Genomic DNA, 21,927 nt, shown 5'->3' on the forward strand with positions numbered 1-21,927 from the left:
TCGCGTCGCTATACTTTAGCACAGTAGAGTGATAAAGCAATAGGAAATCAAGCCCGCAGCGAGAATCACCGAGCAAGAGAGCATGGACGAACGGCGTGCGGCCACCACCCATCGAGGGCGCGGCCCTGCTCCCCTACAGCAGCGACATCTGCTGGGGAGCGAAATCGTAGGTGCACAGCACCTCGTTCTCCACGAGCTCCACCTCGTGCGACTCCCAGTCTTTCAGGCACACGACGAAGCTCGCGCCGCCCTGTTCGAACACGATGGCGCTGCCCACCATGCCGATGCAGCGGCCGCCGCACACGTCGCGCGCGCCATCCGGCTGCTGGAGGTCGTCGCATGAGGGCGAGGGCCCGCCGAAGTAGTAGGGCGAGAAGTCCTGTACCGGCTCGGGCGCGAACCCGGCGCGCACCACGGCCTCCACCTGCGCGAGGCGCGCGGTCTCGCGGTCGAGCACGGAGACGGCCTCGGCGGCGTCGAAGCGCTCGTTCGCCAGCAGGTCGGCCTTCTTGGACGCGCGCATGGTCTCGGCGATGCCGGGCTGCGCGCAGAGCGCCGCCTCCAGCTCGCGCGCCGCGTAGGCGTCGTCGAACCGCCCGACGATGCGCCCGGCCCGCGCCCCCTGCTCCAGCAGGCGGCGGACGCCGCGCGATGCGCCCGTGATGCCCGCCTTCACATGCGCCGGCGAGAAGTACGCCAGATAGGCGATATGCGGTTCCGCGTTGTAGGCGCGCTGCTGCGGGGAGACGAAGTCCGTGTTGTAGAACGAGGGGTTGAACCCGGTTGCCTCCTGGCAGGCCGGGCACACCGTGACCTTGGACTCGGGCGGCAGCTGCACGTCCAGCGGGCACGGCATCTTGGCGTGGGTCTCCAGGTCGTGGCGCCCAACGCAGCGGCGCACGGGCAGGCGTCGCAGCGAGAACGTGCGTCCCCGCACGCCCACGCGCACCTGCACGTTGCGCACGCGGTCGTTCACCAGCAGGTAGGGTCCGTCCTCGTCGCAGCCGTGTCCAGCCAGCACGGCCGCACGGCCGGTTTCGATGTTGTCCATATAAGTGACCTCGCGTTAACTGCTATGCATCCCGTCAGGTTTCGAGGAGAATGATAGCGTACGAGGAGCATTAGCGGCGGGGGAATGCGGCGAAAGGGCCGGAATCCGCACAGAAGCCGACGGCACGCGGCGGATACCGCCAGCCGCCGGCGATTGCCGCGCAACCGGTTTCGCAGGGGGCGCGACCGCCTTCGAAGGGCCGTATCCCCCTCTGGGAGCACCGCTCTATACTGGCATCGTCGTGTGCAAGCCGGGGAACAACGCGTCCCCTCCCGCAGAAACGAGGCACCATGGCACGCCAAGCGCTATCCCTTACCAAGACCCCCTTCGCAGCGGTCCGCCTCCTGGCGATAGCCGCGCTCCTGATCGCTGCCGCCTGCATCCTTCCCGCGCATGCGCAAGCCGAGGAAGCAGGGGCCGACAACCCTCCCATCCCGAAGATCGTCGGCTCTTTCGACAGGGACGCATACGAACCCGGAGATCAGGCCGTCGTCGCATTCTCCGTTACGAACGACACGCCCATCGCTTGGAACAAGGTGCGACTGGAAGCCCAGCTGCCGCAGGGCGTGAAACTGGCTCGCGACGGCGATGCCGCGGTTCGCGAGGCCGACACGTTGGCAGCCGGCGAAACGATCGAACTGAAGCTGAACGTGTTGCTTGAACCCTCCCTGTTCAAGCGGCTTGCGCCCACGGGCGACAAGGGGAAAGCCGTCGGCATCGCGCTAGCGGCCGCAGCGGCTGCGGGCTTCATCGCGCTGGCGGCCTCCACGTTCTCGCGCAAGCAGGCGCGCAGCCGCCGGGCAAAGGGGACCATGGGTGCGCTCATGGGCGTCGTGCTCGTAGCGGGCCTGGCGCCCCTGGTGCCGCGCGAAGCCCACGCCGACGAGGAGAGCGAGCAGGCCGCGGTGACCTCGTTCACGCTCGAAGGTTCTGCAACCTGCACCGCGCCGGGCGCCACCGTAGCCGCCATGCTCACGGTGGGGTCCACCGACCAGGAAGCCGCGTTCTCCCAGGCGAACGTGGAAGTGATCGGCGGGGCAGCAGCCTCGGCAAACGCGAAACGCGCCCGGATCAACCTGGTGTCCAACCTGCCCTTCGCCGACGAGCTGCCGCTCGACGCCATCTCGCTCGACGGTGATTTCCAGGGCTTGTCCGTCACTGCCGTGGAGCATGTCGGCACTGCGACGATGCTCGACGGCACCGAAGGGTCGGCCCTTGCCGTCACCCTTGGGGGCGACCTTGGCGCACCGGGCGCACGAGGAGTCATGGTCTTCGGCCCGGGATCGTTCTCCAACGCCGCCGCAAGCGGTGAAGCCACGCTGGCCGCCGAGGAAGCCCTCGTCACGTTCCACGTTGCCGAAGGCTCCTACGAGGACGACACGTTCACCTTCCCCGTCTCGCTCGAAAACGGGCGATTCTCTTCCGACGCGCAGGCTGGGCACTTCTCCTTCGTCGATCCGTCTTTGTCCGCAACGTCGTTCGCCGTCGACGCAAACGACGCGACGCGCGGCACCCTTGCCGTAGCGGCAACCGCCGACACGCCGCTCAACCAGTTCAAGGCGCTGTCCGCCGCCCTCGATGCCGACGACCAGCTTGCCGTCGATCCAATCGCCCTTGAAGGGGAGGCACCTGTCGCCATCGCGCACCCCTCTTACTACGACGGAGACGACGCCACCGAAGACGCCGTCTCCACCGCCGATGCCGCAGCAGCCGTTCCGTACGGCACCGTGAAGGCGAAAAGCGTCACGGAAAACCAGGATGGCTCCTTGACCGTGCACAACACGGTTGAGTTCAGCGCGCTGGACGGCAGCGTGAAGATCACCGATTTCAACCGGACCGGCAACTCCCAGATCACCCTGCCGGGCCAGGCCCCCACCCTTCCCCCGGATTACGGCCTCGGCGAAACCGGAGACGCCGGCATCCTGGAAGGCAATCCCGGAGCCGTGGTGTTCACCGACGTGCGCGAGAACGGCTTCGACTTCGATTTCGGCATCGACGCCGAAACGGTGAAAAGCTGGTACGGCGCCTACACTGAGAGCGGCCTTGCCAAAGAGCAGGCCAACGAGCAGTTCCTCGAAGAGATGACGCAGCTCATGTGCGGTCACGAGGTCGACCTGGCCGACGGCGTGGTGCTCAACAAGCTGGGCATCGCCCAGGGACCTTGCGCCGTCAACCTCTCCGACGAATCGCTGGCCAGCATCGTGGGCGGAACGGCGCTTTACAGCCAAGAGGATGACATGCGCACCGCGAAAACGGTGTTCGAGGTGCTGGAGAAGCTGGTTTCGGCTATCAGCTACTTCTGCTCGTCCGACCCATCCAACATCGGCCAGGGCATCTCGCAGATCCTGGGTATCATCGCCGCGCTGCTGGAAACCGGCCCCCAATACGACATCAAGGACGTGCTTGACGAACTGAATCAGATGAAGGGCCAGCTCACGCGCATGGAAACCAGCGTTGACAACCTGGCTATCCAGCTGCGCGCCATCGACAAGCGCGGCGGCTTCGAGTCGGATTGGTACCAGGTGAAGTGGCTCATGGACCACCTGAACAGCTACGGAACCCTGTACACGGCCATCATCGGCACCATGACAGAGGAAGAGCTGGCGAACGGCGGCTTTGATGCGACGACGTTCGAGGAGTTGACGGAAGAGAACCAGAAGACGCTGACGAGCTTCAAGCAGGCCATCGACGCCAAAAACGGGCTGCTCAACACCACCGTGTACGCCGATACGGTGAACCTGGGCAGCATGATCACGGGAACCGGCACCAAAGACGTGGTGAGCGACTACTACAACTGGATCGAAACGTACTACAACTGGGATCCGGAAACCTTCGAGATCAAAGACGTGTACCTGGGCTGCATGATCACCTCGTACCTGTACGGCTACCTGTCGTCCATGGCCTACCTTTCGACCGTCGAGGGCACCGGCACCGACGCCGAGAAGCTCAACGCCACGCTCGCCAAAGAAGACCTCGGGAAACAGGCCGATCAGGTGCTGAAGAAGCTTGTTGGGCAACGGGAGCGCGTATGGGACCAAGACTCTATGACCTACAAGGAAAAGTTCCAGAAGTCCCCGCTGCGCCAAGCCACCGAGCCGCTTGCGAACAAAAAAATACGCTGCTTGATCAACGAGCATGTGTATTCGCTCGACAACCACACCGGCCCGCTTTCTGGCCGCATGTACGACGATGCATACTTCGAAAACGCCCCGTTCGGGAAGAGCGTGGAGCGCGACGATGTTCTGATGTACTCGTTCACCGGCGAGCTCAATCTGGCTCAATGGCAGCAGATGGAAGCGAACCTGCCCCAGGTTCGAAAGATCAAGTACAGCCAAAAGCCCCTTCACGACTACGGGCTGGACATGAGCGACGCAAGCAACATCTTCAGCGAACTGCGCGCGCTAGGCTTCACCATGCTAGCGGTCCGCACCGAAAACACCCATACCGGCGACTCCCCCAAGGGGCGTCCGAAACCGCTCGTGCAGTGGAAGAGCAAGGAAGCGCCGCCCGCCCATGTGGTGGTAAGCGATGCGAGCTACAACAAGGTGAGCGACCAGCTAGCCGTTCGCCACGTGCGCACCGTTTCGGTAGACGTGTACGACATCAAAGCATCCCGGGTACTGCGCGGCGTAACAGCCGCACGGCATGAAAGTGTGTACTGGGTGGGCTATGGCTGGGGCTACCTCCATGACGTCTGGCCCTGGTGCACCTCGGAGACGAAGTACGAGAGAAGGGGGATGGTCTAGGACGCGCCGAAACCCAGCGAAGGCGGGATCCGGCACCCCCGGATCCCGCCTTCGCCCACGCAAAGCTCGCTTTAGCCAGAGCAGCGAGCGAATCCTTGAGCCCGCCTGCATGCGGAGCGAATGCGGCGCTACGCCATGCCGGCAGCCTGCATCGCCTGCACGGTGAGGAACATGTTGTAGGAGAAGTACACGGCCACGACCACGTACACGCTTGCGAGCACCTTGGCCGCCAAGTGCCAACCGCTCCGCCACACCAGCACGATGCCCACCGGCCAGAAGACGAGCAGGAAGAACACGATCCAGAACGTCTGCTGGTGCCACTTCTTCGGGTTGGGGTCCTCCACCAGGTCGTTCGCGTTCTGCCGCAGGTCCTTGCGCTGCCAGTCGCCCGCGCGTCGGTTCTCGTCTGCCATGCCGTCCCCTTCCCTCGAGCACACACTGCCTGGCGCTCTTCCGCGTTTCCTGCCATCCTACCACGTCGGCGCATCGAGCGCCGGGCGTTGGCGTTCCGTTACCGGAACGCTAGGTCGCCGCTCGCGCGCCTGCCGCCGCCCGCGTCCGCCGCCGAACGCAACCGGTGCCGGACACGCGCGCCGCCGTCAGCTCAGCCCCGCGTACTCCACCTCTATCTGCTCGTCGAGGTACTCCTGCACCGGGGGCTTGCCGAAATCCTCCACCGTCTCGGTGTGCCAGCACTCGGTCTTCGGCAGCCCGGGGATGCGGTCAGCCACGAACACCGGGTCCTTGCCGGCCTTGCGCTGCGCCGTGTAGTCGTCGAGCACCTTGAGCGCCCACTTCCCCAGAAGCAGGATGGCCACAAGGTTCACCATGGCCATGAAGCCCATGAAGATGTCGGCGAGGTTCCACGCAAGGTCGAAGCTGTTCACCGCGCCGTAGAAGATGACGCCCAGGCACACGATCCGGAACACGAACAAGAGCGCCCTGCTGTTGCCCTTGATGAAGCGCAGGTTGTTCTCAGCGTAGAAGTAGTTGCCGATGAGGCTGGAGAACGCAAAGGCGAAGATGGCGAACGTGATGAAGTGGATGCCGACCTCTCCCACCGAGTTGTTCACCGCCATCTGCACGAGCGGCATGCCGTTGAGCGCGGCGGCGGCCTCGGGGTCCTGCACGTAGAACACGAGCACCATCATGGCCGAGCACGTGCAGATGAGCAACGTGTCGATGTACACGGACAGGCTCTGCACGAGGCCCTGCTTGCAAGGGTGCGACACGCTCGCCGTGGCGGCCGCGTTCGGCGCGGAGCCCATGCCGGCCTCGTTGGAGTACAGGCCGCGCTTGATGCCCAGCATCACGACCGAGCCTGCGAAGCCGCCGAAGATCGCCTGGAAGTCGAACGCGGAGGCAAGCACCATGCCGAACACCTTCGGCAGCTCGCTGATATTGGCGATGGTGGTCCATACCGCGATGCCGATGTAGCCGACGGCCATGATGGGCACGATGATGGAGGTGATGACGCTGATGCGCTTCGCCCCGCCGAAGATGACGAACGCCGTCATCACCGCCAGCACGATGCCGCAGGCGATGGCCGTGCCGTTCGTTGCGTAGTCGGGGATGTAGTACTCGAGCGATGACGTGGCGTTGAAGGCCTGCAGCCCGTTGAACCCGAACGCGAAGCACAGGATGAGCAGCACGGCGAACAAAACGCCCAGCCAGCGCTTCCCGAGCGCCTGCTCGATGTAATAGGCCGGACCGCCGCGGAACTCGCCCTCCTTGCCGCGCACCTTCCAGATCTGCGCGAGCGTGGACTCCACGAACGCCGACGCCGCGCCGATGATGGCCATGAGCCCCATCCAGAACACGGCACCCGGACCGCCGGTTGCAATGGCCGTGGCCACGCCGGCGATGTTGCCCGTGCCCACGCGCGAGGCCGTGGACACCATGAGCGCCTGGAACGACGAGATGGACCGCTCGCCCTGGACGTGCTTCTTCTCGGTCAGCTGCGAGAACATGTCCTTGAGGTAGCGCAGCTGCACTGCCTTCGTGCGGATGGTGAAGTACACGCCCACCACCACGAGCAGCAACAGCAGGATGTACGTGTACAAAAACCCGCTCAACTCCCCGGTGAACCCGACGAGCCATTCGTTGAAGTCCATTGGAATCCCCTTCCCCTCGACCCACAGGTCGTTCGTAACATCAGCGAGAGGCGCCGAGCGCGTGCGTCAGCTGTTAAGCTGACGCACGAGCAGCTCGTTGATGACCTTCGGATTGCCCTGGCCGCGCATCTCCTTCATGCACTGGCCCACGAAAAAGCCGATGAGGCCGGTCTTGCCGCCTTGGTACTGGGCCACCTTGTCGGGGTTCGCGGCCAGCACCGCGTCCACGACGGCCTCGATGGCGCCGGTGTCCGACACCTGCTCCATGCCGCGCTCGGCCACGATGGCCTCCGGGTCCTTGTCCTCCTCGAGGATGGCGGCGAACACCTCCTTGCCCTGCTTGGACGAGATGGCGTCGGCAGCCACAAGCTTCACGAGCGCCACCGCGCGCGCGGGCGAGAGCGCCGTGTCGGCGAGCTTCACGCCGTCTGCGGCGTTCAGATAGGCGGTCACGTCGTTGATCACGAGGTTCGCCACCGGCTTGGCCAGCTTGGCCACGTCATCGCCGGCAAGCTCCATGCACGCCTCGAAGAAGTCGGCCGTCTCGCGATGCTCCACCAGGTGGCGCGCGTCGTAGGCGGAGAGCCCGAACGCGTCCTCGAAGCGGGCCGCCTTCTGGTCGGGCAGCTCGGGGAGCTTGGCGCGCACCGAGTCGATCCACTCGTCGGTCAGGTCGTAGGGCGCGAGGTCCGGGTCTGGGAACAGGCGGTAGTCGTCGGCCGTCTCCTTCACGCGCATCACGATGGTGCGCTTCTTGGAGGGGTCCCAGTGCCGCGTCTCCTGGAAGATCTGGCCGCCCTCCTCGAGCACTTCCGCCTGGCGGCAGATCTCGTAGGCCAGCCCGTCGTGGAGGTTCTTGAAGCTGTTCATGTTCTTGAGCTCGGTCTTGACGCCGAACTCCTTGGCGCCGCGGCGGCGCAGCGACACGTTGCCGTCGCAGCGCATGCTGCCCTCCTCCATCGAGCAGTCGGAGATGCCGAGCGCCAGGTAGATCTGGCGCAGCTTCTGCATGAACAGGCGCGCCTCCTCGGGCGTGCGCAGGTCGGGCTCGGTCACGAGCTCGGTGAGCGGCGTGCCGGCGCGGTTGTAGTCCACGAGCGAGTGCGTGGCCCCGGCGATGCGGCCCTCGCCGCCGCCGATGTGCACCATCTTGCCCGCGTCCTCCTCCATGTGGATGCGCGTGATGCCCACGTGGGCGGTGTAGCCGTCCGCCGTGCGCGTCACGTTGCCGCGGCTCTCGCCCACGTCGAGCCCGTCCAGGTCGACGCGCTCCTTCGCGGCCGCGCCGTCCACGTCGAGGTCGAGGTGGCCGCGCATGCAGAAGGCGACGGGGCCCTGCGTGGTCTGGTAGTTCTTCGACATATCGGGGTACATGTAGGTCTTGCGGTAGAACATCGAGTGCTTCTCGATGTCGCAGTTCGTGGCCAGGCCCGCCAGCACGATGGACTCGATGGCGGCGCGGTTCGGCACGGGCAGCGCGCCGGGAAGCCCCAGGCACACGGGGCACGTGTGCGTGTTCGGCTCGGCGCCGAACTCCAGCTTGCAGCCGCAGAACATCTTGGTGTCGAGCGTCGTGAGCTCGGCATGGATCTCGAGGCCGATGACGGCCTCCCAATCCTGCAGCACTTCTTCGAGCTTGCGCATGGCTACTCACCTGCCTTTCCATCGGCGTAGGCCGGCGCCACGGGGGCCGTGCCGTACACCGTCTCGAGCGCCGCGGCCGCGCGGAACATGTTCTCGTCCTTGAACGCCGGCGAGATCAGCTGCACGCCCACCGGCAGGTGCGTGTCCGCTCCCAGGCCCGCCGGCAGGCTCATGCCGCCGTTGCCCGCGATGTTGATGGAGATGGTGAACATGTCGGACAGGTACATGTCCGTGGGATCGCTCACCTCGCCGAACTTGAACGACGTGCGCGGCGACACGGGCGCCAGGATGCAGTCCACCTGCTCGTAGGCGCGCGCGTAATCCTGCGTGATGAGCGTGCGCACCTGCTGGGCCGGGTAGTAGTACGTGTCGTACACGCCGGCGGACAGCAGGTAGCTGCCCAGCATGACGCGGCGGCGCGTCTCGGGGCCGAAGCCGATGGCGCGGCTGGCCTCGTACTGGCTGCCCAGATCCTTATGGCCCGGATCGCAGTAGCCGTAGCGCACGGAGTCGAAGCGGGCCAGGTTGCTGAAGGCCTCGCAGGGGCCCAGCACGTAGTAGGCGCTCATGGCGGCCTGGGCGTTGGGCAGCTCCACCTCCACGAGCTCTGCGCCCAGGGCGCGCAGGTGCTCCGCCGCCTCCTCCACCTTGGCCTTGACCTCGGGCGTGAGGCCCTTGGCTTCCATGAAGGCGGGCACCACGCCGATGCGCATGCCGCGCACGCCCTCGGCGAGGTTCGCCGTGAAGTCGGTGCCGACGTCCTGGCTCGTGCAGTCGCGCACGTCGCGTCCGGCGATGGCGTTCATGGCGAGCGCCGCGTCCTCCACCGAGCGCGCGAACGGGCCCACCTGGTCGAGCGAGCTGCCGAAGGCCACCACGCCAAAACGCGACACCACGCCGTACGTGGGCTTCACGGCCACCGTGCCGCAGAAGCTGCCGGGCTGGCGGATGGAGCCGCCCGTGTCCGAGCCGAGCGTGACCGTGGCCAGGCCCGCGGCCACGGCCGCCGCGCTGCCGCCCGACGAGCCGCCGGGCACGCACGTGACGTCCCACGGGTTCTTCGTGGGGCCGAAGGCGCTCGTCTCCGTGGAGGAGCCGAACGCGAACTCGTCCATGTTGAGCTTGCCGAGCGGGATGCCCCCGGCTGCTATGGCGCGCTCCACGCACGTAGCCGTGAAGGGAGACACGTAGTTCTCCAACATCTTCGACGAGCACGTGGTATGGGTGCCCGCCAGGTTCATATTGTCCTTGAACGCCACGGGCGCGCCGGCCAGCGGACCGAGCTCGTCCAGCGTGCCGGCGGCCACGGCCGCGTCGATGCGCGCGGCGGCATCGAGCGCCAGCTGCCCGGTGGTCTCGAGGAAGGCGTTGAGGTCCTTGTTCGCAGCTTCGATGCGCGCGAGCGAGCCTTCGGCGACCTCGCGGGCGCTGAAGTCCTTGGCGGCGAGTCCCGCGCGGATCTCGCGGGCGCCCATCGCGCCGAACGCGGAAGAGGATGCGGCGCCCATCAGCGATCGCCCCCTTCTCCCAGAATGGACGGGATGAGGAAGCAGCCGTCCTGCTGCTTGGGCGCGTTCTCGAGCGCCTCCTCCTGCGTGAAGGAGGGCGCCTCCACATCGTCGCGCATGACGTTCGACAGGCTGCCGATGGGGTGGAACGTGGGCTCCACGCCCTCCAGGTCGTACTCGGTGATGGGCGCGAGGCTGTCGATGATGGCGTTCAGGTCGACCGTCATCTGCGACACCTCCTCGTCCGTGAGGCCGATGCGCGTGTACTCCGCGATGTCGCGCACATCATGTTCGGTTACATGTTGGGTCATGGGGTGGCTCTTCCCTTCTCGTTTTCACGCATCGGCCCGCGGCAGGCACCGGTGGAACCGAAGGTGGAACAGGTGAAAACATAACGTCGCCCATGATAGCAAAGGAAGGCTCGCTGCGGGTGCGGCGACGCAAGGAAACACCGGCCGGAAAAGGGCGGGGAGAATGTCAGGAGGCGGGAAGGGGAGTCGCGACCCCGCCTGTCGACCATGCCGCAGCCAGGCGCACAACGAAAAAGATCGAACGTGCTCGCAAATATCATGCCCACCGCCTCGACGACCATCGCGCCTCCTGCGGAACCGCCCGCCCCTGCAGCCCCGCATCCGCCCATCGTATACGTGAGCACGTCACGGCGCTCGGCATCTCCGAGCTGCCGGCACCATTGGTGCTGGCCACCGTGACACCGTTCGTGCGCAAGCGTATAGCCTGTGAGGGCGCCGCGAAAGCGGCGCCCTCACAGGCGTTGCCTTAACCTTGCTTGTATGCTATGTAAGTCTTCTTGACCTGGCCGTTCGCATCGAACGCCGCGATATCGGCCGCGCTTTTGAATTCGAGGTCGTCGCCCTGGTAGCCATAATTGCTGTTGTTCATGGTATACATGTACCCGTAGATGATGCCCCCTTCTTCGGCACCTTTGTCCTGGGCGTCCACTAATTCCTGTGCAGCGGCTTTGCACTTGTCGAGTTCCTTCGGGTTCCACAGACGGTCCCCACCGAGCGGTCCGAGCATTTCTTCCTCCTTACCTATTGGTTTGCACGCGCTCAAATAGTACGTGCACAATCACGGAAAAACACCGAGACCAGACCAATGAAAACAGGGGCCTGCGCAACAGAAGCGTGATGGCCGCCAGCTACAGATATGCAAGCCATGCGAAGGCAGCCGAACTCGACCGGCAACGCACCCACTGCATGCTCGTCCGACCTTCGTGGGGGTACCCCCACGAAATCGGTGCCCCACTTTTTCATGGGGAGCCCCCCTATCTGGCTGCTGTTCGGACGCATGGCGCTTATTTATGCTGGTAATCCGTCAAGCAATCCGATTGGAGGAAACCATGTGCTTCAGACCAGCAGCTATCGATTCAAACGTCATCGCCTGCCCCATGTGCGGTCATGAGAACCCGATCTCGTCCCAGGTGTGCGAGGAATGCGGGTTCTCCGCCAAAGGCGCCACCTCTTCGGGCGCTCCTAAGGCACCCGGAGCACCGAAAGCACCCGGGGCTCCCAAGGCCCCGGGTGCGCCGAAGGCACCTTGCGCCCCGAAAGCCCCTGGCATCTAAACGGTCTATCCGGACCGTAAGGCGGAAGGCCCTCCCTGCTTCGCAGCGGGGAGGGCCTTCCGCGCAATGCGCGAGGGAGGATTCAGTCGCACAGCACGTACAGGCCCGAGTCCACGTGATCACGGTAGAAACCATCCAGGATGCGCATGAGCCCTTGAAAACAGGCGGACTCGAGGTCGGACTGCATACCCACGAACCCTATCTCCACCTCGTAGGAACGCTCCATGTCGCGTAGGACGAACCCAGTTTCCCCAAGCATGGTAAGCGAGGCGATGGCGGGCAGGAACGACACAGCCGCATCGCATTCCACCATGCGCCTTCGCAGCGAGAAATCGGCACTGGAAAGCTCGATGGCATCACGCCCATAACGCTTTGATAGAAGGCTGTACAAATGCGTGTTGGTCGACACCAGCGGCTTGGAGATAACGTCCTCATCAGAAAGAACGTCCTTCTCTGCCAAGGGCGAGCGCGCGCACACCATGACCTTGTCGTAGGTTTTCAAGTAGGGCCGGTACTGGAAGCCCTTGGCCTCCAAGTCGTCGATGCCCCCGAAACTGGAGCGCTCTTGGTTGAAGAAGCAAGTGAGGCCGATGATGGCAGGGCAGACTTCATCGGCCTCACTTGCGCTGATGGCAAGGAGATCGCGACGGATCTGGGAGTTCTGAGACTCGCGAAAACGCAGGTCACGCGATTCGAAGATATAATCTTTGGCTTCCTGCGTCAAGAAGGCCAGCATGGCGATGTTCTGGCATTCCAGCTGAACGGACCGGCCACCACCCGCATGCAGCACTCGGGACTTCGCAGCGGCAAACTCGAGCATCTCCGCATATCCATCGATGATCTCGGCTGCCTTGGGAACGAGCTCCTCGCCGACAGGGGAAAGGGCGAGCTTGTTGGGGTAACGGATGAGAAGCTCGCAACCGAGTTCCTTCTCGAGCTCGTTCATCGCGCGGCTCATACCCTGCGGCGAAATGAAGTTCAGCTTTGCCGCCCGGGTGATGGACTTGGTTTTCGCCACGTCCAAGAAATAGTGCAAGTACTCGATATTCATAGGCACCCCCTGCGTCGTCCCCAACCGAAGCACCGCCATTGTACGGCAAAACGAGGCTGCAAAAGCCGCGAGATCGCGTGTTCGAAGCCTTCGGAGAGGGTGCACAGGCCAACGAAATGTGGTGACGGCCCCACGAAACAAGAAGCTCCCGACAGCCCCCACGAAAACGGGAGGCAGCCCAACGGGCCGCTTGTTTTCACCGCCCGCGCCGGCGCCTACACTCGCAGTGGTGAATCGAGCCAACGCCTTGCGCGCTAGGCTGCTGGTTTTCGCATCGCCCACCCAGAATCGGCACGCGTGCCCGACAGGTCGCGCCCGCCGCTCGGGACAAGAGAGCAGAGGACGAGAAAGTAGGAGGAGTATGAAGACGTCTGACAAGACCATCTACAAAAACATGTCGCTGTGTTCTTTCGGCAACGGCGCCAACCTCACCGCCGTCGACTCCAAAGACGGCAAAATCGTACGCATGCGCCCAGTGCACTACGACGAGCACTACACGAAAGAGGATCTGAACTACTGGACTATCAACGCGAAGGGCCACTCGTTCGAACCTGGCATGAAGACGCTGAACTCCCCGTTCACCTTCATCTACAAGACTCGCACGTACTCCCCCAATCGCGTGCCCTTCCCGCTGAAGCGCGTGGACTGGGATCCGAACGGCGAGCGCAACCCGCAGAACCGAGGAAAGTCGAAGTACGAGCGCATCAGCTGGGACGAGGCCACCGACATCATAGCCTCCGAGATCGTGCGCATCGACAAGACCTACGGCCGCAACTCCATCTTCTGCCAAGGCGACGGGCATGGCGAAACCGGTTCCATCCACGGCCCGCACGGGACTATGGCGAACTTGTTGGACATGACCGGCGGGCTTACCATGCAGGCACGCCAGCCCGACTCGTGGGAAGGCTGGTACTGGGGCGCAAAGCACGCTTGGGGCAACGAGCCCCTGGGGCAGAACACCCACCAGCACAACCTGTTCAAGGACATTTCCGAGAACTCCGACGCCGTGCTGTTCTGGGGCTGCGACCCCGAGACCACGCCGTGGGGCTGGTCGGGGCAGCAGGCATCGCGCCTATGCTTCTGGTTCAGCGAGATAGGCGTGGAGCAGATCCACATCGCCCCCGACGTGAACTACGCCAACGCCGTGCACGCCGACCGGTGGATTCCCGTGCTGCCCAACACCGATGCCGCCCTGCAGCTGGCTATCGCCTATGTGTGGATGACAGAGGGCACCTATGACAAGGACTACGTGGAAAGCCACACCGAAGGCTTCGACTGGTTCGAGTACTACGTGCTAGGCAACGAAGACGGCGTGCCCAAGACGCCCGAGTGGGCCGAGGAGAAATGCCACGTGCCAGCCTACCGCATCAAGGCGCTGGCGCGTTACTGGGCGTCGCACAATCTGTCCATCGGCCACTGCAACGGCGGTTCCTATATCCGCTCATGCTACTCGCACGAGCCGGCGCGCCTCGAGGTGTACTTGCTGGCCATGCAGGCCGTGGGAAAACCCGGTCGCAACCAGGTCAAGTTCATCGAATGGGCTCTCATCGGCATGGACTCCTTCAACCCGCTGCCCCCGGGTCACTTCCTTCCCGAGGTGCGCGCCTGCTACCACGGCTCGGTATTGGGCGAGCTTCCCGCATCCTTCATCCCCAAAACGCTCGTGCCCCAGTGCATCAACGTCGAGGATGGCGAGAAGGTGGAATGGTACGGCCACACCACGAGCCGCCACCATCGCACCGATCAGTTCAAGAAATTCCAGTTCCCGCAGGATGGTGACCACGGTATCAAGATGATCTGGTCCGACTCCCCCTGCTGGTCAACCTGCTGGAACGGCGGCAACGAGTTTCAGGACGCATTGCTGAACCCCAACCTGGAGTTCTTCCTGGTGCAGCACCCCTGGATGGAAAACGACACCTTGTTCGCCGACATGATCCTGCCCATCTCCACAACACTCGAATTGGACGACTTCGGCGTTGACACGTACTCGGGCCAGTTCAACTCCATCATCTGGGAGCAGCGCGCCTGCGACCGGCAGCTCGAGTCGCTCTCAGACTACGAAGCCGTGGTCGAGGTAGCAAAGAAGCTGCAGGCCTATGGAGGAATTTACGAGGACTGTGCCAGCCACCTGACCGGCGACATGACCGTGGAGGAATGGCAGGAAGTGGGCTACCAGGGATCTGGCCTGCCCGAAGAGGAGCAGGACCTCGAGTTGATCAAGCGCCAGGGCTACCAGATGCTGCCCACACGCGAGGGCTGGGACCAGGAGCCTGCCGGCATGATCGAGTTCTACGAGGATCCCGTGAACAACCCCATGGAAACCCCCACGGGCAAGATCGAGTTCTACTCCACCGGCCTGGCAAACTTCTTCCCCGACGACGAGGAGCGCCAGCCCGTGGCCAAATGGATCGAGGAGTCGGAGACGCACCACGAGCGCATCAGCTGCGAGCGTGCCAAGGACTATCCCTTCCTGCTGGTGTCCAACCATCCGCGCTGGCGCATCCACGCCAATTTCGATGACTGCCCATGGACGCGCGAGATAGAGACGTGCAAGGTCGTGGGCGTCGACGGCTATGCCTACGAGCCGGTATGGATCCATCCTGCCGACGCGGCCAGGCTAGGCATCGAGAATGGCGACATCGTGGAGGTGTTCAACGAGCGAGGCACGGTACTAGGCGGAGCCTATGTCACCGAACGCGTCATCCCCGGCGCGGTGCTGCAGGACCACGGTGCCGAAACCGACCCCATCGTTCCCGGCGTGGGAGGCATCGACCGCGGTGGCGCGAACAACCTCATCGCCCCCAGCGCCACGTCTTCCAAGAATGCGGCCGGCGAGGTGACCGGCGGGTTCTTGGTGGGCGTGCGCAAGTGCGACATCCACGCCCTGATGGAGCGGTACCCCGAGGCCTTCGAGGCCGAGCATTACACGATCGAGACGGGCACGAACGTCTACGACTACCTGCAGGAGGCTTAAATCATGAAGACCATTCTGTTCGATGCCACCTTGTGCAACGGCTGCTACGGCTGCCAGATGGCGTGCAAAGACGAGCACTGCGGAAACGATTGGAGCCCCATCGCCGCAGAACAGCCCATGACCGGGCAGTTCTGGTGCCGGGTCGACCAGGTTACCCGAGGCAAAATACCCGAGGTGAAGGTGCAATACGAGCCGGTCATGTGCGGCCACTGCGACAACGCAGCCTGCATGGAGGCGTCCAAGGACGGAGCCGTGTACCGCCGGGAGGATGGTCTGATCATCATCGACCCGGTGAAGGCCAAGGGGCAGCGAGCCATCGCCGAGGCCTGCCCGGCCGGCGCCGTTTACTGGAACGAATCCCTGGACATCCCGCAGAAGTGCACCGGCTGCGCGCATCTGCTGGACGACGGATGGAGCGTCCCCCGCTGCGTGGACGTATGCGCCACCGGCGCCTTGACCTACGTCGACGAGGAAAACGTACCTGCCGACGCCGTGCCCCTGCCAAGCGTAGCCGAGAACCATCCTCATGTGTTCTACCGTGGCATACCCAAGCGCTGGGTGTACGGGGTACTGGTGGATCGCGTGGCAAACGAGGTGATCATCGGCACGCCGGTGCGCCTGCTGGACACCGATGGCAATGAGGTTGCCACAGTGAAGACCGACGCGTTCGGGGAGTTCCGCTTCAAGGAGCTGGACGAACGCCCTTACACCGTAGCTGCAACGGTTGAGGGCTACGAGGACATCGTCCTCGATGCCGACACCACCGCTGAGGACGTGGTTCTGGGAGACATCTTCCTCAAGGCCATCGCGTAAACGTTGCCGGGGGTTTCCGCACGGCGTTGGGGATATGGCGTCGTGCGGGTTTCTGGACAAGCAACAGGAAGGGGTAACACCATGGCTGAAACAGCCAAGGGCAACAAGGTTCTGTTCAAATGGACATGGATCGTCATTGCCATCGCATTGATTCTCATAGGCCAGTTCGGCCCGCTCTGGTCACCCGATTTGGCCCGTGAAGGCCAAACCGCGATCATGGTCTTGCTGGCCGCCGTCGTCATGTGGGCAACCGAAGCGCTACCGCTGCCCATCACGTCGCTCGTCATGGTTGCGCTGTGCGGATTCCTGGGTATCGCATCCTACAACGATATCTGGGCGGCCACGTTCACCAGCTCACTGTGGATGTTCGTGGGTATTTTCGGCTTCACAACGTTCCTCGGGGTGTCCACATTTCCACAGCGCCTCATAGCCATGGTCGTGCGCATGGTGAAAGGCAATATTAACCTGGTCATTCTCGGCTTTATGGTGATCTCTGCCATTATTTCCACCGTTATGTCGAACATCGCCCTCACGGCCATCATGATGGGCTTCGCGGCCTCGCTGCTGCGTGCGGCGGGCGCCAAGCCGGGCGAATCGAACATGGGCCGCTGCCTGGCCCTCGCCATTCCCTTCGCCGTGATGTTCGGCGGCTGTCTGCTGCCCTCCGGCACACCCATCAACGTGGTCGTGCTTGGACTGGCCGAAAGCGCCTGCGGCGTGAGCATCACCTTCGCCGAATGGTTCGGTTACACCATCATTCCGGTAGCACTGAGCCTGGTAGCTTGCTGGCTCATCCTGGTCAAGGTATACAAGCCTGAACCTTTAAGCCAGGAGACCGTCGACAAGTTCCTAGGCGAGGTATCCTCGCTGCCGCCCATGGACTTCAAGGAGAAGTTCAACATCGGCGTGTTGCTGGTAGCCCTGGCATGCTGGATCGTCAGCTCCTGGCTACCGGTGCTGAATACAACCTTCATTGCGTTGGTTGCTCTGGGCCTGCTGTTCCTGCCGGGAACGTCCATGATCACCACCAAGCAGTACCGCTCGGAGAGCCCGTGGGACATCCTGCTGATGATGGCTTCCATCAACGGCATCGTCGCCGCTATGTCGGCAGCCGGATCGGTGGCTTGGATCGTCAGCCTGCTTCTGGGTGTGACGGCCAACATGAGCTTCGTCATGCTGTTCTTGGTGATCAGCGTCGTGCTGGCCATCGTGCACAACTTTTTCCCGTCGGGTCCCGGTCTGGCAGCACTCGTAACCGCACCGGTGCTGGGGTTGGTGGGGGCAGTGGGCGGCAACTTTACCGCCACGATCCTGATGCTCGCGCTGTGGTGCGCCTTATGCTTCCTGGTTCCCTTGGACTCGGTGCTGCTGGTCTCCTACGCAGGGGGCTACTACAAGTTCAACGAGATGTGGAAGGGCGGCCTACCCGTCACCTTGGCGACGATGGTGTTCTTCAGTGCGTTCCTGCTCGTTGTTCCGCCGATGCTCGGAGCTATGTAAAGTTACATCGTGTTCTGCGTCGAACAGACCCCTCGCCCTTTCGGAAAAGGGGTCTGTTCGATGGGGGGAGAGCATTTATAACTTGGGGGGTCAACCGTGTCTGAAGCCGTCCTGCATGCCTCGCTGCGGCCGCGCAACGTTGCTTGCATACTTATCGCCATCGCCATCGTCGCCGCAACGGCTCTCGCCCCGACGACGGAGGGGCTGACCTACGAGGGCCGCATGGTTTTGGGAATTTTAGCGGCAGGCATTCTTCTGTGGGTAACCGAATCACTGCCGTTGCCAGCAACGGCGCTGCTCGTGCTCATCATGATGCCCATCATGGGCGTATGCTCGTTCGATGAGGCGTACTCTAACGCCATGGGATCAACGGTGTTCTTCCTCATGGGCACGTTCGCGTTCACGGTTGCCCTCGATGCTACCACCATTCCCACCCGCATCGCAGCCTTCGTACTCAGGAGGTCGGGCACCGACACCAACAAAATGCTGCTGGGCTTCATGTGCGCCACAGCATTCCTCTCCTTTTTCATGTCGGATGTCGCCGCCTGCGGCGTGTTTATCTCGGTTGGAAAGCGCTTGTTGGAGTTGAACGGTGCTGAAAAGTTGAAATCGCCCATGGGCAAAGCCATGATGATAGCCATTCCTTGGGCATCATATGCCGGGGGATGCGCCGTGATGACCGGCAACGGTTGCAACGTGATCACGGTTGGGCTGTTCTCGTCATTGTTCGGTGTGAATATGAATTTCGTCGAATGGTCGATGCTCGGGCTTCCATTCTGCGCGATCATGCTGTTTGCCTCGTGGCTCGTCATCACCCGGTTCTTCAAACCAGAGCCCATCTTGCAATCGTCCATTGACACCACCATGGAAGAGGTCTCGGGTATGGGCAGGCTCACGCGCTCCGAGATAATGACGGTTGCCATCATCGCGCTCGCCATGCTGTTCTGGATACTCAGCTCTTGGATCAGCTATCTGAACACTGCCATGATCGCCATCTGCGCCGTGGTGCTGCTCTCGGTACCCGGCTGCTCCACCCTCGACTTCAAATCGATGGTATCGCGTATGAACTGGGGCGTCTTGATCATGATCATGTGCATCTTATCCGCAGCCCACTTCGTGGTGTCCACCGGCGCCGGAGACTGGATGGTCTCGACCGTGGTCGCAGCCTTGCCCGAGAACTGGAAAACGCCCCTTGCCGTGCTCGCGGTGCTTTCGACCATCGGTGCGATCGTGCACAATATCGTACCCGTAGGTCCTGCCGTGGCGGGAATCTTGGCCTATCCCTTGGGCATCATCGCAGGAGACTTCGGCATCAGCATGTACTGTATGCTGATGGTAGTTGCCTGGCAGGCTTCGCTAGCCTACCTGCTGCCACTGGATTGCGTACCCATCCTCACGTACTCCACTGGATACTATCGCATGTCCGACATGGCGAGGATCGGCTGGATACCCACAATATTGCTCATCGCTTTGACCGTGACGCTGCTGCCAGCGCTCTGCGCCCTGTTCGGCTTCGCTTAAGCCTACGAGCACCACCGCGCACGCCGAGATGACTTTTCAACCTTCTCGACCATATTGCAGAACGACCACAGGCGGAACAGCCGACACTCACCGGAGTGCCGGCTGTTCGCGCATTTAGGCGTATGAGCACCTACCCTCGCTGAACGTTTTCCGAATACCCGTTGACGCCCGATACTATGCGTTGTATAGTATCGGGCGAAAGGAGGTATGCAATGGACGCACAGATGAAGCGAGGGTTCCTCGAAGTCTGCGTGCTCGCCTCGATCAACCGGCAGGATTCGTACGGCTACCAGATCGTCAAGGACGTGCCCGCGATCCTGAACCTGACCGAATCGACGCTCTACCCCCTGCTCAAACGATTGGAAGCAGCGGGGCTGCTCACCACGTACTCCGTCGAGCACAGCGGGCGGTTGCGCAAGTACTACCGCATCACCGAGGCAGGCGTGCGCCATATCGACGAGTTCCTGCGCGAGCGGGACGACGTCGTCTCCATCTACGATTACGTGAAACGAGGTGCCAGAAAATGAACAAGACCGAGTTCTCCGACGCGCTGCGGCGCGCGCTCGGCAAGCTGCCGTCATACGAGGTGGAGCAGTCGATCGCCTTCTACCTGGAGATGATCGACGACCGCATGGAGGACGGCATGAGCGAGGCCGACGCCGTGGCGGCGCTCGGGCCGGTGGGGGCCATCGCCGCCCAGATCATCGCCGAGACGCCGGTCATCCCGAAGGCCATCGCGAAGGCGAACACCGGCAGCCGCACGCTCAACGTGGTGCTGCTCGTGGTGTTCTCGCCCATCTGGGTGCCCGTGGCGTTGGCACTGGTCATGGCGGCCTTGATGGTGTACCTGTCCATCTGGATGGTCGTCGTGGCGCTGTGGGCGACCGTCGCCACGCTGCTGCTGTGCGGCCCCATCGGCATCGTGGGTTTGGTGTGGTGCCTTGCCACCGGCTACCCGCTCACGGCCGCCTGGCTTCTGGGCTGCGGGCTGGCCGCCGCGGGGACGGGGCTGTTCGCCCTGTTCGGCGTCCTTGCCGCCAGCAAGGGGCTCGTGCAGCTCACCCACTCGTTCGCCCGCTGGATCAAGGGGCTGTTCGTGAAGAAGGTGCACGGGTCCGGCCAGGCCGCGCCGCCGTACGCTCCCGCACCGGGCTCGCCGTCCGTACCGGTTGCCGCCGGCGCCCCGCCCGCCCCGCCGTACGGGGCGCCCTATCCCGGCGCCGCCTACGCCGCGGCCCCCTGCCCCGGCGCGTACCCCCCTGCCACCGCGCAGGGCACCATCCCCTTCCCGACCGCGCCGAGCGCGCCTGCGGCGGGAAACCCGGCCCCGGAAGGAGCGCAGAGCCATGACCACCGCGCGTAAAGCAGTCCTGATCGTCGCCACCGTTTTACTGGTTGGCGGGTCGGCGCTCGCCCTCGGGGCGTTCGTCGCGGCGGACTTCCGCTTCGAGAACCTGTCCAACACCACGCGCGACTGGGTGTCGGATACGAGGATCCTGGAACCCGAGGCAGAGGCGCCCCACACCGCCATCGTGGTGAGGGACGCCGGCGGGGACGTGCGCTTCGAGCAGGCCGACGGCGACGCCTTCGAGGTGACGTGCTGGACCAGCAGCGAGAAGACCGTGGACGTCGTCGACGAAGGGGGCGTACTGGAGATAACCGGCCACGGCACGTCGCTCACAGGACTCATGATCATGAAGGTGGAGTTCCAGGACCATGCCACCGTGGTGAAGGTGCCGCGCAGCTATACGGGCTCCCTCACCGTGGAGACGGGCAGCGGAAGCATCGACGTGGCGGACCTCGACGGCCTGGAAGCCGTGTCGCTCACGGCGAGCAGCGGCAGCCTGTCGGTGCTGCGCACGAGCGCCGGCACCATGAGCCTGAAAACGTCGAGCGGCAGCATCGGCGTGGTGGGCGTGGATGCCGAGGGCTTCTCGGCCCGCACGTCGAGCGGCTCGCTCTCCCTGGGGGACGTCGAGGCCGCCACGGTGGAGACGGGCACCGCGAGCGGGCGCCAGGACTTGAGCGATGTGCGCGCGACCACGCTGGATATCCGCGGATCAAGCGGAAGCATCGGCGGAGCCGGGCTGGACGCGAACGAGACCATGATAGAGGCGACGAGCGGCAGGGTGGACGTCATGTTCGCGAACCCTGCGACCGACTACGACATCGCGGTCTCCTCTACGAGCGGCCGCGTGGACGCCCCCAGCGGCACGATCGGCGTCGGCAAGCGCATCGTCGTGCGCACCACGAGCGGCAGCATCGACCTCGACTTCAACGTGGAAGCGGCTCCCGATTCCGCAAGGCGCGGCAACGACGGCGCCTCGTCAGACGGCAGCAGCCCGTCGGCACCCGGGGCACCTGCCGCGCCGGCAGCACCTGCTGCCCTGTAAGAGGGCCCGCAGGACGGTGGCCGTCAG

16 protein-coding genes are annotated in these 21,927 nt (G+C 63.7%); 8 read left to right on the top strand and 8 right to left on the bottom strand.

The window, feature by feature from the left end:
* Positions 1-133: 133 nt before the first annotated feature.
* On the bottom strand, positions 134-1,051 hold the full coding sequence (locus K9U15_RS05255) for a DUF2797 domain-containing protein (protein ID WP_301155715.1): 918 nt from the start codon (positions 1,049-1,051) through the stop codon (positions 134-136).
* 290 nt (positions 1,052-1,341) lie between these two features.
* Here K9U15_RS05255 and K9U15_RS05260 point away from each other — a divergent pair, with 290 nt between their 5' ends.
* A complete protein-coding gene (locus K9U15_RS05260) occupies positions 1,342-4,797 on the top strand; it encodes a hypothetical protein (protein ID WP_301155716.1) in 3,456 nt (1,151 codons plus the stop codon).
* A 128-nt stretch (positions 4,798-4,925) separates the two neighbouring features.
* Here K9U15_RS05260 and K9U15_RS05265 read toward each other — a convergent pair whose 3' ends face one another.
* The 7 genes from K9U15_RS05265 to K9U15_RS05295 form a co-directional block, all read right to left on the bottom strand.
* Positions 4,926-5,210 carry a holotricin-3 gene (locus K9U15_RS05265; protein ID WP_096228132.1) on the bottom strand — a complete coding sequence of 95 codons (285 nt, stop codon included), beginning with the start codon at positions 5,208-5,210 and terminating at the stop codon, positions 4,926-4,928.
* Between the two features lie 186 nt (positions 5,211-5,396).
* A complete protein-coding gene (locus K9U15_RS05270; protein ID WP_301155717.1) occupies positions 5,397-6,911 on the bottom strand; it encodes a sodium:alanine symporter family protein in 1,515 nt (504 codons plus the stop codon).
* Between the two features lie 66 nt (positions 6,912-6,977).
* A complete protein-coding gene (gatB, locus tag K9U15_RS05275; RefSeq protein ID WP_301155718.1) occupies positions 6,978-8,555 on the bottom strand; it encodes an Asp-tRNA(Asn)/Glu-tRNA(Gln) amidotransferase subunit GatB in 1,578 nt (525 codons plus the stop codon).
* 2 nt (positions 8,556-8,557) lie between these two features.
* Positions 8,558-10,063: an Asp-tRNA(Asn)/Glu-tRNA(Gln) amidotransferase subunit GatA gene (gene gatA, locus K9U15_RS05280; RefSeq protein WP_123673637.1), complete on the bottom strand. Its 1,506-nt coding sequence runs from the start codon at positions 10,061-10,063 to the stop codon at positions 8,558-8,560.
* Positions 10,063-10,374, bottom strand: coding sequence for an Asp-tRNA(Asn)/Glu-tRNA(Gln) amidotransferase subunit GatC (gatC, locus tag K9U15_RS05285; protein ID WP_041239741.1), 312 nt, complete (start codon positions 10,372-10,374; stop codon positions 10,063-10,065). Before gatC ends, gatA begins: the two co-directional genes overlap by 1 nt.
* 466 nt (positions 10,375-10,840) lie before the next feature.
* Positions 10,841-11,101: a hypothetical protein gene (locus K9U15_RS05290; RefSeq protein ID WP_096228128.1), complete on the bottom strand. Its 261-nt coding sequence runs from the start codon at positions 11,099-11,101 to the stop codon at positions 10,841-10,843.
* A 629-nt stretch (positions 11,102-11,730) separates the two neighbouring features.
* Positions 11,731-12,699 (bottom strand): LysR family transcriptional regulator, encoded by a 969-nt coding sequence (locus tag K9U15_RS05295; protein WP_157780580.1) that lies wholly within the window; start codon positions 12,697-12,699, stop codon positions 11,731-11,733.
* Between the two features lie 361 nt (positions 12,700-13,060).
* Between K9U15_RS05295 and K9U15_RS05300 the strand changes: the two genes are divergently transcribed.
* The 7 genes from K9U15_RS05300 to K9U15_RS05330 all read left to right on the top strand — a co-directional run bounded on the left by K9U15_RS05300 (position 13,061) and on the right by K9U15_RS05330 (position 21,900).
* Positions 13,061-15,673: a molybdopterin-dependent oxidoreductase gene (locus tag K9U15_RS05300; RefSeq protein ID WP_096228125.1), complete on the top strand. Its 2,613-nt coding sequence runs from the start codon at positions 13,061-13,063 to the stop codon at positions 15,671-15,673.
* A 3-nt stretch (positions 15,674-15,676) separates the two neighbouring features.
* A complete protein-coding gene (locus tag K9U15_RS05305; RefSeq protein WP_096228124.1) occupies positions 15,677-16,486 on the top strand; it encodes a 4Fe-4S dicluster domain-containing protein in 810 nt (269 codons plus the stop codon).
* An 81-nt stretch (positions 16,487-16,567) separates the two neighbouring features.
* On the top strand, positions 16,568-17,986 hold the full coding sequence (locus K9U15_RS05310; RefSeq protein WP_123673639.1) for an SLC13 family permease: 1,419 nt from the start codon (positions 16,568-16,570) through the stop codon (positions 17,984-17,986).
* 96 nt (positions 17,987-18,082) lie between these two features.
* Complete coding sequence (locus K9U15_RS05315; protein WP_096228122.1) at positions 18,083-19,507, top strand: SLC13 family permease; 1,425 nt, start codon at positions 18,083-18,085, stop codon at positions 19,505-19,507.
* Positions 19,508-19,719: 212 nt separating this feature from the next.
* On the top strand, positions 19,720-20,034 hold the full coding sequence (locus tag K9U15_RS05320) for a PadR family transcriptional regulator (RefSeq protein ID WP_087191045.1): 315 nt from the start codon (positions 19,720-19,722) through the stop codon (positions 20,032-20,034).
* Positions 20,031-20,870: a DUF1700 domain-containing protein gene (locus K9U15_RS05325; protein ID WP_096228121.1), complete on the top strand. Its 840-nt coding sequence runs from the start codon at positions 20,031-20,033 to the stop codon at positions 20,868-20,870. Before K9U15_RS05320 ends, K9U15_RS05325 begins: the two co-directional genes overlap by 4 nt.
* On the top strand, positions 20,854-21,900 hold the full coding sequence (locus K9U15_RS05330) for a DUF4097 family beta strand repeat-containing protein (protein WP_301155719.1): 1,047 nt from the start codon (positions 20,854-20,856) through the stop codon (positions 21,898-21,900). The genes K9U15_RS05325 and K9U15_RS05330 overlap by 17 nt, the downstream gene beginning before the upstream one ends.
* Positions 21,901-21,927: the final 27 nt, after the last annotated feature.

Source organism: Gordonibacter sp. RACS_AR68 (assembly GCF_030418485.1).
GTDB lineage: Bacteria > Actinomycetota > Coriobacteriia > Coriobacteriales > Eggerthellaceae > Gordonibacter > Gordonibacter urolithinfaciens.

Excerpts from the sequence above, each read along its gene's own strand:
- K9U15_RS05270 (WP_301155717.1), bottom strand. The coding sequence starts at position 6,911 with ATGGACTTCAACGAATGGCTCGTCGGGTTCACCGGGGAGTTGAGCGGG.
- K9U15_RS05305 (WP_096228124.1), top strand. The coding sequence starts at position 15,677 with ATGAAGACCATTCTGTTCGATGCCACCTTGTGCAACGGCTGCTACGGC.
- K9U15_RS05325 (WP_096228121.1), top strand. The coding sequence starts at position 20,031 with ATGAACAAGACCGAGTTCTCCGACGCGCTGCGGCGCGCGCTCGGCAAG.
- K9U15_RS05260 (WP_301155716.1), top strand. The coding sequence starts at position 1,342 with ATGGCACGCCAAGCGCTATCCCTTACCAAGACCCCCTTCGCAGCGGTC.
- K9U15_RS05320 (WP_087191045.1), top strand. The coding sequence starts at position 19,720 with ATGGACGCACAGATGAAGCGAGGGTTCCTCGAAGTCTGCGTGCTCGCC.
- K9U15_RS05265 (WP_096228132.1), bottom strand. The coding sequence starts at position 5,210 with ATGGCAGACGAGAACCGACGCGCGGGCGACTGGCAGCGCAAGGACCTG.
- gatC (WP_041239741.1), bottom strand. The coding sequence starts at position 10,374 with ATGACCCAACATGTAACCGAACATGATGTGCGCGACATCGCGGAGTAC.
- K9U15_RS05290 (WP_096228128.1), bottom strand. The coding sequence starts at position 11,101 with ATGCTCGGACCGCTCGGTGGGGACCGTCTGTGGAACCCGAAGGAACTC.
- gatA (WP_123673637.1), bottom strand. The coding sequence starts at position 10,063 with ATGGGCGCCGCATCCTCTTCCGCGTTCGGCGCGATGGGCGCCCGCGAG.
- K9U15_RS05295 (WP_157780580.1), bottom strand. The coding sequence starts at position 12,699 with ATGAATATCGAGTACTTGCACTATTTCTTGGACGTGGCGAAAACCAAG.
- K9U15_RS05300 (WP_096228125.1), top strand. The coding sequence starts at position 13,061 with ATGAAGACGTCTGACAAGACCATCTACAAAAACATGTCGCTGTGTTCT.
- gatB (WP_301155718.1), bottom strand. The coding sequence starts at position 8,555 with ATGCGCAAGCTCGAAGAAGTGCTGCAGGATTGGGAGGCCGTCATCGGC.
- K9U15_RS05255 (WP_301155715.1), bottom strand. The coding sequence starts at position 1,051 with ATGGACAACATCGAAACCGGCCGTGCGGCCGTGCTGGCTGGACACGGC.
- K9U15_RS05310 (WP_123673639.1), top strand. The coding sequence starts at position 16,568 with ATGGCTGAAACAGCCAAGGGCAACAAGGTTCTGTTCAAATGGACATGG.
- K9U15_RS05330 (WP_301155719.1), top strand. The coding sequence starts at position 20,854 with ATGACCACCGCGCGTAAAGCAGTCCTGATCGTCGCCACCGTTTTACTG.